The following is a 15,452-nucleotide window of genomic DNA, read 5'->3' on the forward strand; positions in this document are numbered from 1 at the left end:
TCCGGAAGGTCTCAGCCGCAGGGACCGCTCTTCAGCGCCCGTTGACCGACGGATGATCCACGAAATGCGATTGAAGGCTAGAGCCCGGAGCGGTCCTCGTCCCGGCTCGGCACCTTGACGAGGGCTTCGCCTTCCAGAACGACAGTGTCCTCGACCCGGCAGATGCAGGACAGGCGGGCCCGGTTGCCGCGTTCCATCAATTCTTCCACGGTCACGACCACCGTGACGTCGTCACCGATTCGCACCGGTGCCTTGAAGTTGAGCGTCTGGGACAGATAGATCGCGCCCGGGCCTGGCAGCCGGGTCCCGAGCACGGCGGAAATCAGGCTGGCTGTATAAAGGCCATGCGCGATCCGGGTCTTGAACGGTGTTCTGGCCGCAAAGTGTTCCGAAAGATGGATGGGGTTCCGATCGCCGGAAACTTCCGCGAAGCCGACCACATCTGAAGAACTGACGTGTTTGACAAGTTCTTCGCTCATTCCGACCGAAAGATCCTCGAAACAGAGTTTTTGCAGCTCAAGCATTGCGTTTTCCGTCCTGAATTTGGGTTTTTCAAGCAACGCGGACGCTAGGCGTACTAAGGATTTCTGGCAATTGTGCTTTGGGTGAAGAAAAAAAGCGCCTGTTATTAACGGTCTTTTCAGGGGCGGTGGGTAAATTGCGTTGAGTGTGGGGAGGTGAGGACACAAATAAATGTGTCGCTCTCCTTCGAGGTCATAACGCGTTCCAACGGCCCACGGCCAGGGGCCGCGCAAATTGACAGTATGGAGTAGACAATGGCCCTTGATCTTCAGATGCCGGTCCTCGTGGTCGATGACTACAAAACGATGATTCGCATCATCCGGAACCTGCTCAAGCAACTTGGTTTCGAAGACATCGATGATGCTGCGGACGGCACCGAAGCATTGGAAAAAATGAAGCAGCGCCGCTATGGCCTGGTGATTTCCGACTGGAATATGGAGCCGATGACCGGTTACGAACTGCTCAAGCAGGTGCGTGCCGACGGCAGCCTCAGCAAGACACCGTTCATCATGGTGACTGCTGAATCCAAGACAGAGAACGTCATCGCCGCCAAGAAGGCCGGCGTGAACAACTACATCGTGAAGCCCTTCAACGCTCAGACGCTGAAAGGCAAGATCGAGGCAGTCTTCTCCGACTAATATCTTGCACTTGGCGGAGCCCGCGTTGGGGCGCGCCTCCGCCGGTGCCAGACGGATGTGAGTGATCGGCACGGTCTTGCTGGGCAGGCAGGCCGGGTCAGAGTCAGCGCATCCGCGGAGTTATAGCGGTCCGCGAACAGAGGACCGTTTTGGGAGGATGCCTCGTATGGAAAGGCTCGACCTGGTGGCAAATATGAAACAGGAAAACATTGCCCGCGTCATCGACTTTCTCGAAGAAAACAAGAACCGGCAAGGCGAGGTATCGCTCACAGACGTGATGCATCTCGCAGAGGTCATGTCCGGTTCCATGCATGATTTTCTTTCGACCGTTCAGCCGGCCGTGACCGAAGAGCTGACGATGATCGCAAAGGAAATCACGCGCATGAAGGAGGAAATCTCCCAATTGCGCGCGAACGACATGACCGGGAACAAGATCCCGGATGCCGGCCGTGAACTTGACGCCATCGTCGAGGCAACGGAAGAGGCCACCAACACCATCATGGAAGCGGCCGAGGAAATCATGGGCGCGGACACCAGCGACCCGGAAGCCTATCAGGAACTGGTCAGCAACAAGATGATCGGCATCTTCGAGGCCTGTACGTTCCAGGACATCACCGGTCAGCGCATTTCCAAGGTCGTCGGCACCCTCCGCTATATCGACGAACGCGTGAGCTCGTTCATCGAGCATCTGCGCATTCCCGAAGATCTTGAAGCGGAGCTTGAAGAGACCGACGAGCAGCGCCGTCAGCGCGAACTGATCCTGCACGGTCCTCAGCATTCCGGCGAGGGGGTTTCCCAGGACGACATCGACGCCATGCTCGGCGACGCCCAGGCGGATATCGACAAGCTGTTCGACTGATCCCAGGCGACAGACAGGATAAACGCTCAAAAGGCTTCCGGTTCGGGAGCCTTTTTTGAGTCTGGCAATGTCCCTTCGGTTGCCATCCCGGATTGACGCGGCAGCGTCAAGACCGGGACCCGGCAAGCCCGGCATTCGCCGTCTGAAAAACTGTTGTCAGTGACTACCGGATCCCGGTCCTGGCTGGGCCAAACCGGGATGCCACCACTTGGTTCACCCCGCCTCCGCGACGGCCTCCCGGTTTGCCCGCCGCTCTGCCGCCAGTGACGTCAGGCCGAAATCGTCAAGGATGGTGTAGAAGGCCGGAACCACGAACACGATCATCAAGGTGGTGCCGATCAGACCGAAGGAGATCGACGTCACCAGCGGAACCAGCACCTGGGCCTGCGGGCTGGTTTCGAACAGCAGCGGCAACATGCCGGCAATGGTTGTCACCGAGGTCAGGAGGATCGCGCGGAACCGGGCCTTGGCGCCGAGCGGTGCGATGTCGGCGACATTTTCCATGTCCGGGGCGTGTTCATCCTTGATGAACTGAACCAGAAGGATGGAATCGTTGACCACGATCCCGGCCAGCGAAATGAAGCCCAGCATGCTCGGCAGCGCAAAGTCGATGCCCAGAAGGAGATGGCCCCAGACTGCTCCGATCAGGGCAAACGGGATCAGGACCATGACGACGACCGGCTCTGTATAGCTGCGAAACTGGAAACTGAGCAGGATGAAGACGAAAATCAGGCCGGTACCGAGCGCGGCTGCCATGGAGGCCTGGGTCTTGGCGCCTTCCGCATTCTGGCCCTCCGTCGAGGCGGCCAGGCCGGGATAGCGGTCAAGCAACTCCGGCAGGAAACGGGTCTGCGTGTCGCTGACAACTTCGTTGGCATTGGCAATGCCGAGGAGCACGTCCCCGGTGATCGTCACGGTCGGAACACGGTCAATCCGGTTGATCCGCGTGTAGCTCCGGTCAGACAGGACATTGGCAACGGTTCCGAGAGGGACCCGGTGGCCCGAAGGCGTCTCGATGGTGAACAGTTCCAGGTCACCGAGGCTGTTGCGATCGACGCCATCAAGGCGGACGTCAACCTCGAAACTTTCGGACCCGACCTGGACTTCGTCGGCTGTGATGCCGTTATAGGCCCCTTTCAGCTGGTCGGCGATTTCCTTGGCATCGAGACCGACCGCGCCGGCGCCGTCCTTCAGGGAGAGGGCGAGTTCCGGTTTGCCGAGGCTGAGGTCGTCGGAAATGTTGTAAACACCCTCATAGCCGTTCAGCCACGTCTGCAGGTCGGCGGACGCCTTGTCCAGAACAGCCGGGTCGGAATGTGCCAGGCGCAACTCGATCGCACGGCCCGCAGGACCGATGCTGGATTCGGCGAGGATGATCCGGCGGACATCGAGGGTCGGTGACATTTCCTGCCGCCAGCCGCTAAGGATCTCCTGGTTGCCGGCATCCCGCTTTGCACCTTCCAGCAGATCGACATTGATCGTTGCCAGATGGGCGCCATTCGTGCCGGCATCCGTGTTTTCATTGAAGCGAACCAGCACGTTGTTCAGGAGCGATACGCCTTCCGGATTGCGTGGCGACAGGGCCGCATCCATGCGCTCCAGAGCCGCGACCGCCTCGGCGACAACCAGACGCGTGTCTTGCAGCGTCGCGCTTGCCGGCAATTCGATCCGCGCTTCGATCTGGTCGCCTTCCACATTCGGAAAGGCCTGAAACTTCACCAGGCCGCCGGCAACCAGTGCCAGTGTCGACAGGAACAGCATGATAGAGATCCCGACCGTGAAATAGCGGTTGCGCACGGACCATGTGGCGCACGGGCCGACGACATGCTCCCGGAGCCAGGAGACACCGGCCTCAGCCTTGCGGGTCACAAGGTTCGGCCTGTCTTTCGCCGCATGTGACAGGTGGTTCGGCAGGATCAGGAAGGCCTCGATCAGCGAGATGATCAGCACCAGCAGCATGACAATCGGAATGACCCTCAGGAGATCGCCCAGATCGCCGCTGATGAAGGCAAGTGCACCGAAGATGGCGGCGGTCGTGAGGAACGAGGAAAAGACGCCGGGCGCCACCTGCAGCGTGCCTTGAACGGCGGCCTCAAGGGCATTCAGGCCCTGATGACGCTTGGTGGCGATATTTTCCGAAATCACGATGGCATCGTCCATCATGATGCCGACCACGATCAGGAGCGCGACCATTGACAGCATGTTGATGGTCAGGCCGAGGAGGGACATGATCGCCAGGGCTCCCAGAAAGGAAACCGGCAGCCCCATGCCGATCCAGAAGGCTTGGCGGCCACCAAAGAAGATCCACATGGCGGCCACGACAAGTGCGAGGCCCTGACCGGAATTGCTGACCAGCATCCAGAGCCGGTCCTTCAACGCAATCGAGCCGTCATTGATGACGGTCAGCGTCACGCCGGGTGCTGCGCGGGCTTCTTCTTCCTCTGCAAAGGCCCTGACGCGGTCGACCACCTGGATGAGGTCGTCGCTGCGTGTCATGGAGATATCCAGCACGGCCGCCAGCCGGCCGTTCAGACGGGTCTCGACCTCTTCATCTTCAAAGAGATCGGTGATGGTGGCGATATCGCCCAGCTTGATCTGCCCGCCCTGTGCGGAAGAGGCGACGATTACGGAGGCATAGGCGTCGGCGGCAAGGCGCTCGTCTGCAAACCGCAGCAGGATGGAACCGCCGGATGTGGTGATTTCACCGGATGGGGCGTTGATGTTCTGCCGCGACAGGGTATCGGCAATTTTGGAGAGCGTCAGTCCGAGCTCGCGGGCCGCGGCATCGCGCACTTCGATCCGGAACTGACGGTCAGAGAAGCCGGACACCTCTACCTGCGGAATGCCGCCGAATTGCAGCATCCGCTCCTTGACGTCTTCGGCGTAGTTCTTCAGCTGAGGTTTGTCTTCAATCCCGGTGATGACAACGGAGACCGCGTCGCTCAGCCGGCCCTTCTTCTCAAGGATCGGGTCTTCGACCCCATCGGGAAAGTCAGAGATTGCGTTGATCTCCCGATCCACATCCAGCATCAGCTGGTCGATGTCCTTGCCTTCAACGATCCGGACTGTGGCAAGTGCCAGGTTTTCCCGGCTGTCGCAGGTCAGTTCGTCAATATTTTCAATGCCATCCAGCGCATCTTCGATCCGCCGGCAGACAGTGCGCTCCACATCAGCCGACGTGGCGCCCGGATAGGCTACATTGACGGTGATTTCCTTGATCGGGATCTGCGGAAAGGTTTCCATCAGGAGGTTCGGCACGTTCAACAGGCCGAGGATGATCAGGCCGGCCATCAGGAGGTTGGCGGCCGTCGGGTGCTTGGCGAAGTAGCGGATCATTGCTGCACCTCACCCGGTGAGGCTGCCAGACCCGTGGCTGCTTCCAGCCGGGTCTGCACGCTTTTGTCCTCGACCGGTTTTAAAAGCATGCCGTCGATCACGGGCGAGACATCGCTGACGATCACGCGCGTTCCGTCGGCAAGCGGCTGCTTGAGAAGCACGATGTCATCAAACCGGTAGGCAATGTCGACATCTTTCAGTTCAAGCCGGTTGTCCTTCGTCACCGTCATGACCTTGCCGTCCAGAACGGCACTGCGTGGCAGAATGGTTTTGTCCTCCACGGCCGGCGCGGACAGCTCAACCTCCGTGAACATGCCCTTGACCAAAGGTGGCCGTACGCCTGGCCGGAGCGTGTCATAGGGCTTGTCGACGGTGACAATCAGGCCGACGGATCTGGTGTCGGGATCGACCGTATCGCTGACCCGTTTGACCCGTGCCTGCCAGGTGGCAGCGTCGCCAACCGAACCGACCTTGACCCTTGCCGACAGCCTGTCCAGCGACTGGCGCGCGTGTCGGACACCTTCTTCCGTGTCCAGTTGCCCTGGAAAGGCAAGATTGGCGAAGCCGGACATGTTCGCCGGCGCGATCTGGACATCGATATCCGCAGCCTCGATGCCGTCCAGGGAGCCAATGGAGGTTCCCGCGCCGACATATTGGTCGATCTCGACAGAAACCTCGGAGACGCGGGCAGGAAAGGGCGCTTTGATCGTGGTGCGGGCCAGGTTCAGTTTCGCTGTTTCAAGGCGAACCTCATTCTTGCGTTTGGCCTGTTCCAGGGCCTTTTGCTTGACGGGATTGAGCGCGATTTCGTTCTCGAGGTCCTGCACGTCGGAGCGTTGCTGCAGCACGACGGCTTCCTGGTTTTCAACCTGTTGTTCCGAGGTGACCTTGCGCTCCAGAAGCGTTTTCAGCCGGGTGAGTTCGCGTTCCTCCAGGTCCAGAACGGCCTTGGAGATTTCCAGCGACTTCTTCTGGGTCTCCAGCGTCACCGCAAGTTCCTCAAGATCAACATCAGCGCTGGCGATATCGGTCTCCGCTTCGGCGATCTCGAGCTCATAGTCTTCCGGCGACAGCTTGATGAGCACGTCGCCTGCCGCCATGAAATCGCCGCGTTTGAAACTCGGGTTGATGTAAATGACCCTGCCGGCAACCTGGGCAATCGCATCGAGTGTGCGCGCAGGTTCCACGGTTCCGTAGCCGATCACGCGGGGCACGAAGGTCTGAGGGGAGACGGAGACCACGCGAACCACGGTCGCCGTTTCCCCGATATCAAGTCTTTTGGGGGCTTCCTTGCCGCTGACGGCCACATAGAGCGCCGCGGCCCCAAGGGCGATGGGCGGCAGGATCAAGGCTTTGCGCAACACGGACATGTCTTCTCTCCTGGCTGTCACGACAGCCTAACGCGGTCTTCATCCGATTTCCTGCAAGCCCTTGCCAAATTCGCGGCAACCTTAATGAACGGGCTAATGCAAGTGTATGCTTGCAAATAGGCGATCATGAACTTGATTGCAAGTGTTTGCTTGCAAACAGGCTGTGGTCCGGGTTAGCTCTAGGTCGCTTACCGGAATCGTTGCAGGTCAGGTGAGAGGGGAAGTGCCAAAAAGTGTAGACACAGCAGATATTTATGCTGCGGCGATCGCATTGTTCTGCGAGCGCGGCTTTGGCGGCACCACGACCCGGCAGATTGCCGACCGGGCCGGCATCAATGAAGTCACCCTGTTCCGGCGCTTCGGGTCAAAGGCGGCGCTGATGGAGGCTGCAATCATCGATGCGCTGGCGGAAGCCCCCTTCGGGCAAGTGGCGCCGAGCGCGGATGTGACGTCGGATCTGTCGACGATCGTTGAAGCGTATCTTGCCACTTACCAGCGCCATGGCGGACTTGCACTGACGTTGTTCTCGCAATTGCCGCAGCACCCGGAACTGGCCGGCACCACACCGGCACTGATGGAGAACCTGCAAAATGTTGCCGGTGTCCTGGCGCATCATCAGGCGCAGGGCCGCATTCGGCCCGGCAATCCGATCCGCTTCGCGGTCGAATTGATCGCACCGCTGGCCATGGTCGGATTTCTGAACCAGTTGGGGATTGGGCCCGGGCATCCCGGGCTGGATCTCAACGACTATGTCGAAACCTACTTGCAGGGCCATCAGGGCCTGCAACCCGGCTGACGACCCGTACGCCTGTTACCACCAGAGCCGCGGCAGCGCTGCGCGGGCTCTCAAGCCCTCTTCAATGAGCCGACGGCGGATGAGATGTTCATCCGGCGCGTCGCTCGGACCGAAATCGGAAGCGTGGATGCCGGCGGTGATGAACAGGACGTCGATGTCCTGGGAGACGGCACCGCGGATGTCCGTCGGCAGGCCATCGCCGATTGCCAGCACGTCTTCCTTTGCCACCGGCGCGCCCGCAAGCTTTGCCAGGCGTTCCATGGCGGCATCGTAAATCGGTGCATGCGGTTTGCCCAGGATGACGACTTCGCCACCCAGATCTTCATAAAGACGGGCAAGGGCCCCGGCGCACCAGATCAACCGGTCGCCGCGTTCCACGACGATGTCCGGATTGGCGCAGATCATGGTCAGCTTCCGCTCGACCAGCTTCTGCAGGCGGTCCCGGTAATCGTCCGGCGTTTCGACTTCGTCATTGGTCAGACCGGTGCAGCTGATCAGCTCGGCCTCATCGTCGTTTTCCGTGAAGGTGGCGTTGAGGCCGTCGTAAAGCGGCTGATGCTGATTGTGCCCGATGTGCAGAAGGGTCTTGTCGCTTTCCGCCGCCAGGATGACCCGTGTGACATCGCCGGAGGTGACGATGTCATCATAGGCATCTTTGGAGACACCCATGTCGGAGAGCATTTCGCCGACTTCCTTGGCAGGGCGCGGGGCGTTGGTGATCAGGACCACCTTGCCGCCTGTTTCCTTTCGGTATTGCGCCAGGGCTTTGTGTGCGCCGTCAAAAGCCGATACACCATTGTGCAACACGCCCCAGACATCACACAGGATGCCCTTATAGGACGGCGCAAGGGCGTGGAGCCCGTCAACAAGAAGCGGTGCAGAAACAGTCATGGCGGGGCACTCGGATCACGGTGGGTCTGATAAGCTGCGCGCGAAGAATCGCAATGAACTCGGCGCGGACCATATAGGAACAAGTCCACGTGCGAAACCTGCGACACAAAGAAGATCAAATACCAAAGTGCACCGGTAACGGCTCTTTGGCTTAAGGCAGTGACATGGCAGTCAGACAGCTTGGCGAACAGATAATCAACCAGATCGCGGCCGGGGAAGTCATCGAGCGGCCGGCCAGCGTTATCAAGGAGCTGGTCGAAAACGCCGTCGACGCCGGAGCAACGCAAGTTGAAATCGTGACGGCCGCCGGTGGCAAGACGCTGATGCGGGTGTCCGATGACGGCAGCGGTATGCGGCGGGAAGACCTGCAGCTGGCGATCCGCCGGCATTGCACATCGAAAATCTCTGACGACGACCTGTTCGACATCCGTACGCTCGGCTTTCGCGGAGAGGCGCTGCCCTCCATCGGCTCTGTCGCGCGCCTTGCGATCCAGACCCGGCACAAGGACGAGGACCATGCCTGGGCGATCGCCGTTGAAGGCGGCAAGGAACAAGCGCCGGTCCCGGCGGCCCGGACGAAGGGCACGCAGGTCGAGGTGCGGGATCTGTTTTTTGCAACACCCGCACGTCTGAAGTTCCTGAAATCGGACCGTGCAGAAGCTGCGGCGATCACCGAAATCGTCAAGCGGATCGCACTTGCCTATCCGGAAATCGGCTTCTCGCTGTCGGGTGCGGATCGTCAGGCCCAGAGCTGGCCGGCCGCGCGTGGCAGCGACCCGCATCTGGCCCGCATCGCCCAGATCCTGGGCAAGGACTTCGTTGACAACGCGATGGAGATCGACGCCGAACGCGAAGGCGTGCGCCTGTCGGGATTTGCCGGACTGCCCACCCATCACCGCGGCAATGCCCAGCACCAGTTCTTTTTCGTCAATGGCCGTCCGGTGAAGGACAAGCTGCTCCTGTCCGGTCTGCGGGGCGCCTATGCGGATGTGCTGGCCCGCGACCGGCATCCGGTTGTTGTCCTGTTCATCGATCTCGATCCGGCGCAGGTGGATGTCAACGTGCACCCGGCCAAGGCGGATGTGCGCTTCCGCGATGCCCAGCTGGTGCGCGGCCTTCTGGTCGGGGCGATCAAGCATGCGCTGGTCCAGTCCAGACACCGATCCTCCACCTCGAATGCAGCTGTCGCCCTCGACGCGATCCGGTCTCAGCCGGGAGCGGCTCACTACGCGGGACCATCGGCCGGATATGCGCCCCAGGGTGGATTTGCAGGCCAGAGCCGGACGGCGGCCGAGCCGCGCTGGGCACCGGATGTGTTCCGGCCCCTGGAAACGGTCGATGCACCTGTCGCCGGTTTCGCCGAAGCGGCGCGGCAGGCCCCCCTGGACCAGGAACGATTTTCTGAATTTGCGGTCCCGTCTGCCGATGCACGTGCTCATGACGTACCGGTGGAAGTCGAAAAGACGGCGTTGCCGCTCGGAGCGGCGCGGGCCCAGGTCCACGAGACCTACATCATCGCCCAGACCGGCGACGGAGTGGTGATCGTTGACCAGCATGCGGCCCATGAACGGCTCGTCTATGAACGTTTGAAGGAGGCCCTGGCGAAAAAGGAAGTTGCCCGGCAGATCCTGCTGATCCCGGAAATAGTCGAACTTCCGGAAGAGGATGCTGCCCGGCTTGCCGAACGCGCGCCGGACCTTGAAAAGGTAGGGCTCTCGCTGGAGGCCTTTGGCCCCGGTGCGATTGCGGTTCGGGAAACGCCGGCCATCCTGGGCGACATGGACATTCAGGGCCTTGTGCAGAATCTTGCCGATGAACTTGCCGAATGGGATACGGCGGATGGGCTGAAGGAAAAGCTTGACCATGTTGCCGCCACGATGGCCTGTCATGGCTCCGTCCGGGCCGGCCGGCGCATGCGACCTGAGGAAATGGACGCGCTGCTGCGCGACATGGAGGCAACGCCGTTGTCGGGCCAGTGCAATCATGGCCGGCCGACATGGGTGGAGCTGAAGCTGAGCGACATTGAAAAACTGTTTGGTCGCAAGTAATGCCGGTGTGATCGGCAGGCAAACGGTAAAGCTATCGGACACAGTCTGACAGGGGAGTGACATTCATGGCCGAGGCTGGAACCGGACGGACCCAACCTGACCCGGACCTGGACAAAGGAGCCAGCCTTTCCGGAAAGACGCTGCGTTTTCTGATCAAGGTCGCCATCGTCATTGCGATCGCCTATGTCATGGCGGCAGGCTACATGTACATCAATCAGCGCGGGTTTGTGTTTGTTCCGACCGGAGACCTGTCGACGCCCCGGGAAAAGGGGCTGGAAGGCATAGCGGTCGAGCAGGCCACGATGGCCGATGGCACGAAAGTCACGGTCTGGCGAGTGGCGCCGACAAAAGCAGGCGCGCCGACCGTCCTTTATCTGCACGGCAATTCAGGCAATCTGTCTGGCCGCTGGAAGCGATTCCAGCAAATCGTGGAAAGCGGCTACGGCCTTTATGCGCCAACTTATCGCGGTTATGCCGGCGCCGAAGGCAGCCCGTCCGAAACTGCATTGATTGCCGACGCCCTGGAGCATTTTGACCGGGCCGCGGAAACCGGCCAGCCGATCGTCCTGCATGGTGAAAGCCTTGGCACCGGTGTTGCGACCGCCGTAGCTGCTCAGAGGCCGGAGGCAGATCTTCTGGTGCTCGAGGCGCCCTATACCGCACTCGTCGATATAGCGTCCGAACAATATCCCTGGCTGCCTGTCGCCTTCCTGATGAAGGACCAGATGCCGACGCGTGAACGGATCGGTGCTATCGAGGCTCCCGTTTTGATCCTGCATGGTACTGAAGACCGGGTCATTCCGGTCGCGCACGGCAGAAGGCTGTTCGAATTTGCAGAGAACCCGAAAGAGCTGGTGATCGTGGAGGGTGGTGGTCATGGAGACCTTTGGACCAGAGGGCTCTGGGACAAGGTGCGCTCGGTCTGGGAAGGCCTCGACAGGGGCACCTGATCGCTCAGTCAAATGACGCCTTCCATCGGAAACGCGCCACGGAAAAACCCCGGATCGACGATCCGGGGTTTTTCGATTCGTCGCATCAGACTGGCTGTTGGAAAGGCTCAGAAAGTCCGTTGCATGCGGAACGTGCCATAAAGCTCATAAGTGTCGCTCAGGCCGGAGGCGCGGCTGAAGTCCAGATTGCGGTACTGAACTTCGGGGCCCATGATAAAGCCTGAAACGGGTTCCCAGACCACGTTCGCCGATGCATCCCACTGGGTAAAGTCGTAAGCGCTCGTGCCACCATCCACATTGTGATAACCGCCTTCCACGTTGACGTCGATCGTGTCGGTGACGCCGAGATTGAGACCACCGAAAATGTTCAGGGTCCTTGTGGTTTCGGTGCTGTTGCCGTCCCAGACGGCATCGGTGATCCGGCTGTTCCAGCCGGTCGAGCCGTAACCGCTGGCGCCATCCGTATAAACGGCCTGCAGAGCCACGCTGCCGCCATTGGCAAGACCGCCGAATTTGACTTGGACGCCACCGCCCAAGGCCCAGCCGAGTTCATCTTCACTGCCCCCGGTGACGCCGTTATAGGTGGCGTTCGGGTAGACCTGATGGATGGCCCCCATGACCTGTGCCGAACCCCAGCCCTGCGTCAGGCCAAAGGCCGCGACAAAGTCCGGCATGCGCGTGCCGCCGTAGCCGACCGTTCCGCCGTTCAGGCCGAGACTGGTCTCCCGGCCCGATTGGTCTTCTACGGCAAGTGTTGCATTGAAGCCGTTGCCAAACGCAAAGGTGTAAGCGGCCTGGTTGGTCTTCCGGTCGCTGTAGCTCTCGATCTGTGCGTTGAAGGAATAACCGGTGAAGAAATCGAAATTCGAGCCGCTTCGCCCAGCAAGCAACCCACCCCACTGAATATAGGCCTTGTCCAGCGTGAAGGAGGTCGTTGCGCCGGTCACCGTGCCGTAAAGTTCGATAAACGACCGCAGCGTTCCGAATTCGGTTGCCGTGCGGGCATCGAGATAGAGGTAGCCGCGGGACCGCAACTGCAAGCCATCCGTGTCGCGGTCGCCCCAGGCATTTTCGGCCTTGCCGAAATTTCGGAACCTTGCGTCGAAGCGGACACGGCCGCCGACACGCAAGCAGGTTTCAGTGCCCGGGATGTAGTAGAAACGGGCGCCGTAGGCGTCACAAATCCGGACATAGTCGATCGGCTCCGGCGCGACCGGCAGGTCGGCGGCCTGAGCCGGACTGGCAGCGGCCATCAGGCCGGCAATGGTCCCAAAAACAGCAAAACGTTTCATGTGACACTCCGTGAGAAGCAGAATTTCCCTAGCGACAAGTATCGCGTCCGGAAGTGACAGAAACTTTTAACAGGATCCCTTTCCAGGCGCCCCGGAGTGATTTTGGTTGTAGGTGTTGCCTCAGTGCAACGCGCTAACTGCTTAACGACGCGACTGGAAAAAGGCCTTGAGCAATCTTGCTGCGCGATTTTCGCCGATGCCCGAATAGACGTCCGGTGCATGATGACACGTCGGCTGGCTGAAAAAACGCGTCCCGTTTTCGACCGCGCCGCCCTTTTCGTCTCCGGCTCCGAAGTAAAGCCGCCGGATGCGGGCGAAGGAGATTGCCGCTGCGCACATCGGGCAGGGTTCCAGGGTTACATAGAGGTCGCAGTCGGGAAGTCGCTGAGACCCGCGCATTGAACACGCGGCCCGAATGACCTGGATTTCCGCATGCGCGGTCGGGTCGTTGAGCTCAAGCGTTCGATTGCCGTCTCGCGCAAGAACAACGCCATCCCGGACCAGAACCGCACCAACCGGAACCTCTCCGCGCTCCGCAGCCCTTTCGGCTTCTTCCAGAGCAAGGTCCATGTAGGAGGTCTTGTGATGGTCAGGTGCAGATATGCTCATTGGCGAGAAGAAAGCCGCGGTTTCAAGGAGTTGTGCCGTCTTCTTAGCCGTATTTCAGCCAATCGTCAGCCCCCGGAAACCACGAGGCATGCGGTCTCCGAAGAGGACCCATGCAAAAATGGTGAAAACAAGCGATTCCCGAACGGCCCAAGCTCTGCTATGACGCGCGCATGACGACAAGAAAATCTTCAGAACGCTCCGGCCGCGGCAACGGTCCGGGACGCGACAAGCGTGCTCCGGGCAAGCGCCGGCCCGCTTCAGGTGCCGCCTATAACGCAGACGACAGGAAGTCCGGTCCCAGGAAGACGGGTTTCAAGAAGCCGGGGCCGAAAACCTCCGGACCGAAGCCCGCGGCTGTGCGGGCTCAGGAAGGCACTGACGAACGCGGTGAGCGTATTGCCAAGGTGATGGCACGGGCAGGGCTTTGCTCCCGCCGTGAGGCCGAAACCTGGATCGAGAACGGCCGCGTCCAGCTGAATGGCAAGCTGTTGACCACACCGGCCGTGACCGTGACGGCTGAGGACAAGGTTCTGGTCGACGGCGAGCCGCTGCCGATGCGTGAGCGCACGCGCCTGTGGCTCTATCACAAGCCCCGTGGCCTGGTGACCACCAACAAGGACCCGGAAGGCCGTCCGACCGTGTTCGACCGCTTGCCGGACGACCTGCCGCGCGTGCTGACCGTCGGCCGGCTCGACATCAACACCGAAGGCCTGCTTCTTCTGACCAATGACGGCGGCCTCGCCCGCGTTCTGGAACTGCCTGCAACAGGCTGGCTGCGCCGCTACCGCGTGCGCGCCTTCGGCAAGGTGACCCAGGCGGATCTCGATGGCCTGAAGGATGGGGTTGCCATTGATGGTGTGCTCTACGGGGCCATCGAGGCCACCCTCGACAAGGAACAGGGCGACAATGTCTGGATGACGGTCGGCCTGCGCGAAGGCAAGAACCGCGAAGTCAAGCGGGTGCTGGAGCATCTGGGCCTGGCGGTAAACCGCCTGATCCGGCTCTCCTATGGGCCTTTCCAGTTGATGGACCTGCCGGAAAACGATGTCCGCGAGATCCGCGGCCGGGTGCTGCGTGACCAGTTGGGTGAAACCCTTGCCGAAGAGGCCGGAGCGGATTTCGATGCCCCGATCTTTCATACGCCGAAGCAGGAGCCGGAGAAGAAATCCGGCGGCGCCAAGCGTGGCGGCCGGGCCGGTGAGCGCCGCGAAGGGACACAGGGCAAGTGGCTGACCGCGCGGGAAGGCCAGAGCGAAACCGACCGGCGCAAGGCAGCCAAGGCCGAGCGCTCCGAACGCAAGCAGGACCGGAGCAAGGGACCTTCGCAAGGCCCTCGCAAGAACAGCGGTCCGCGCCAGGAAAAGGTCTCGCCGCGTTCCCGATTTCGCATGACGTCCGAGCCGAGGCCGCGCAAGGATTTTGGTGAGGAACAGCGGACGCCGCCCCCGCGCCGGATCTGGAGCGAGGACGGGCTTGTCGATGACAAGCAGCAGGAGACACGCACCGGGCGCGACAAACGTGATCGGAACGGCCCACCCAAGGGTGGTCGCGGCCCGCGTGACGGTGGAGACCGTTCGTGAGGATCGTTGCCGGGCGCTTCAAGGGCACGGCGCTGGCAGCGCCAAGGTCCCAGGGCACCCGGCCAACCAGCGATCGTCTTCGCGAAACCATTTTCAACATTCTGGCGCACGGCCTTGAGACGGATCTGGACGGTGCCCGGGTTCTGGACCTCTTCGCCGGTACGGGCGCGCTCGGTTTTGAGGCGATCAGCCGTGGTGCGAACCATTGCACATTCATTGAAGAAGGTGCGGAAGCACGCGGCGTGATCCGCCGCAACATGGAAACGCTCGGCCTGAACGGCGCGGCGAAAATCTTTCGACGGGATGCCACCCGTCTCGGCGCAACAGGCACCATCGCACCCTTTGATATCGTTTTTGCCGATCCGCCCTATGACAAGGGGCTCGGTGAAAAAGCGCTTGTCTCCGCGGGCGCGGGCGGCTGGCTCAAACCCGGAGCTGTCTGTGTTCTGGAAGAAAGGTCTTCTGCCGACATAGACCAGCCCGACGGTTTTGAACTCCTCGACCGGCGTCAGGCCGGTGACAGCCAGGTGCTGTTCCTCCGCTATATGGGCTGAACCGGGG

General features: G+C 60.9%; 13 protein-coding genes. 7 read left to right on the forward strand and 6 right to left on the reverse strand.

What is annotated here, in order from left to right; all coding sequences use genetic code 11:
- Positions 1–77: 77 nt before the first annotated feature.
- Complete coding sequence (locus CHH27_RS25435) at positions 78–524, reverse strand: MaoC family dehydratase (RefSeq protein WP_094075004.1); 447 nt, start codon at positions 522–524, stop codon at positions 78–80.
- A gap of 252 nt (positions 525–776) precedes the next feature.
- On the opposite strand from CHH27_RS25435, the gene CHH27_RS25440 reads away from it, so the two are divergent.
- Together CHH27_RS25440 and CHH27_RS25445 are read left to right on the forward strand one after the other, a co-directional pair.
- The gene (locus CHH27_RS25440; RefSeq protein ID WP_006935666.1) at positions 777–1,160 is read left to right on the forward strand and encodes a response regulator; all 384 of its coding nucleotides are present in this window, start codon (positions 777–779) and stop codon (positions 1,158–1,160) included.
- 193 nt (positions 1,161–1,353) lie between these two features.
- Positions 1,354–2,019, forward strand: coding sequence for a chemotaxis protein (locus CHH27_RS25445; RefSeq protein WP_094075005.1), 666 nt, complete (start codon positions 1,354–1,356; stop codon positions 2,017–2,019).
- 213 nt (positions 2,020–2,232) lie between these two features.
- Here the strand turns inward: CHH27_RS25445 and CHH27_RS25450 are convergent, their stop codons facing one another.
- Together CHH27_RS25450 and CHH27_RS25455 are read right to left on the reverse strand one after the other, a co-directional pair.
- Positions 2,233–5,355 (reverse strand): efflux RND transporter permease subunit, encoded by a 3,123-nt coding sequence (locus CHH27_RS25450; RefSeq protein ID WP_094074091.1) that lies wholly within the window; start codon positions 5,353–5,355, stop codon positions 2,233–2,235.
- Positions 5,352–6,725 (reverse strand): efflux RND transporter periplasmic adaptor subunit, encoded by a 1,374-nt coding sequence (locus CHH27_RS25455; RefSeq protein ID WP_094074092.1) that lies wholly within the window; start codon positions 6,723–6,725, stop codon positions 5,352–5,354. The genes CHH27_RS25450 and CHH27_RS25455 overlap by 4 nt, the downstream gene beginning before the upstream one ends.
- Before the next feature lie 223 nt (positions 6,726–6,948).
- Between CHH27_RS25455 and CHH27_RS25460 the strand changes: the two genes are divergently transcribed.
- Complete coding sequence (locus CHH27_RS25460; protein ID WP_198338297.1) at positions 6,949–7,521, forward strand: TetR/AcrR family transcriptional regulator; 573 nt, start codon at positions 6,949–6,951, stop codon at positions 7,519–7,521.
- 15 nt (positions 7,522–7,536) lie between these two features.
- Here CHH27_RS25460 and CHH27_RS25465 read toward each other — a convergent pair whose 3' ends face one another.
- Positions 7,537–8,412, reverse strand: coding sequence for a TIGR01459 family HAD-type hydrolase (locus tag CHH27_RS25465; RefSeq protein ID WP_094074094.1), 876 nt, complete (start codon positions 8,410–8,412; stop codon positions 7,537–7,539).
- A 164-nt stretch (positions 8,413–8,576) separates the two neighbouring features.
- Between CHH27_RS25465 and mutL the strand changes: the two genes are divergently transcribed.
- Entirely contained in the window at positions 8,577–10,460 is a 1,884-nt protein-coding gene (mutL, locus tag CHH27_RS25470) for a DNA mismatch repair endonuclease MutL (protein ID WP_094074095.1), read from the forward strand.
- A 65-nt stretch (positions 10,461–10,525) separates the two neighbouring features.
- On the forward strand, positions 10,526–11,410 hold the full coding sequence (locus CHH27_RS25475; RefSeq protein WP_094074096.1) for an alpha/beta hydrolase: 885 nt from the start codon (positions 10,526–10,528) through the stop codon (positions 11,408–11,410).
- 107 nt (positions 11,411–11,517) lie between these two features.
- Here the strand turns inward: CHH27_RS25475 and CHH27_RS25480 are convergent, their stop codons facing one another.
- Positions 11,518–12,702, reverse strand: a complete 1,185-nt coding sequence (locus CHH27_RS25480; RefSeq protein WP_094074097.1) for a porin — start codon at positions 12,700–12,702, stop codon at positions 11,518–11,520.
- 141 nt (positions 12,703–12,843) lie between these two features.
- A complete protein-coding gene (locus tag CHH27_RS25485) occupies positions 12,844–13,311 on the reverse strand; it encodes a nucleoside deaminase (protein ID WP_094074098.1) in 468 nt (155 codons plus the stop codon).
- A gap of 170 nt (positions 13,312–13,481) precedes the next feature.
- Between CHH27_RS25485 and CHH27_RS25490 the strand changes: the two genes are divergently transcribed.
- Entirely contained in the window at positions 13,482–14,891 is a 1,410-nt protein-coding gene (locus tag CHH27_RS25490; protein WP_094074099.1) for a pseudouridine synthase, read from the forward strand.
- The gene (rsmD, locus tag CHH27_RS25495) at positions 14,888–15,445 is read left to right on the forward strand and encodes a 16S rRNA (guanine(966)-N(2))-methyltransferase RsmD (RefSeq protein ID WP_094074100.1); all 558 of its coding nucleotides are present in this window, start codon (positions 14,888–14,890) and stop codon (positions 15,443–15,445) included. The genes CHH27_RS25490 and rsmD overlap by 4 nt, the downstream gene beginning before the upstream one ends.
- Positions 15,446–15,452: the final 7 nt, after the last annotated feature.

The sequence above is a fragment of the Labrenzia sp. VG12 genome (assembly GCF_002237595.1).
Classification (GTDB): domain Bacteria; phylum Pseudomonadota; class Alphaproteobacteria; order Rhizobiales; family Stappiaceae; genus Roseibium.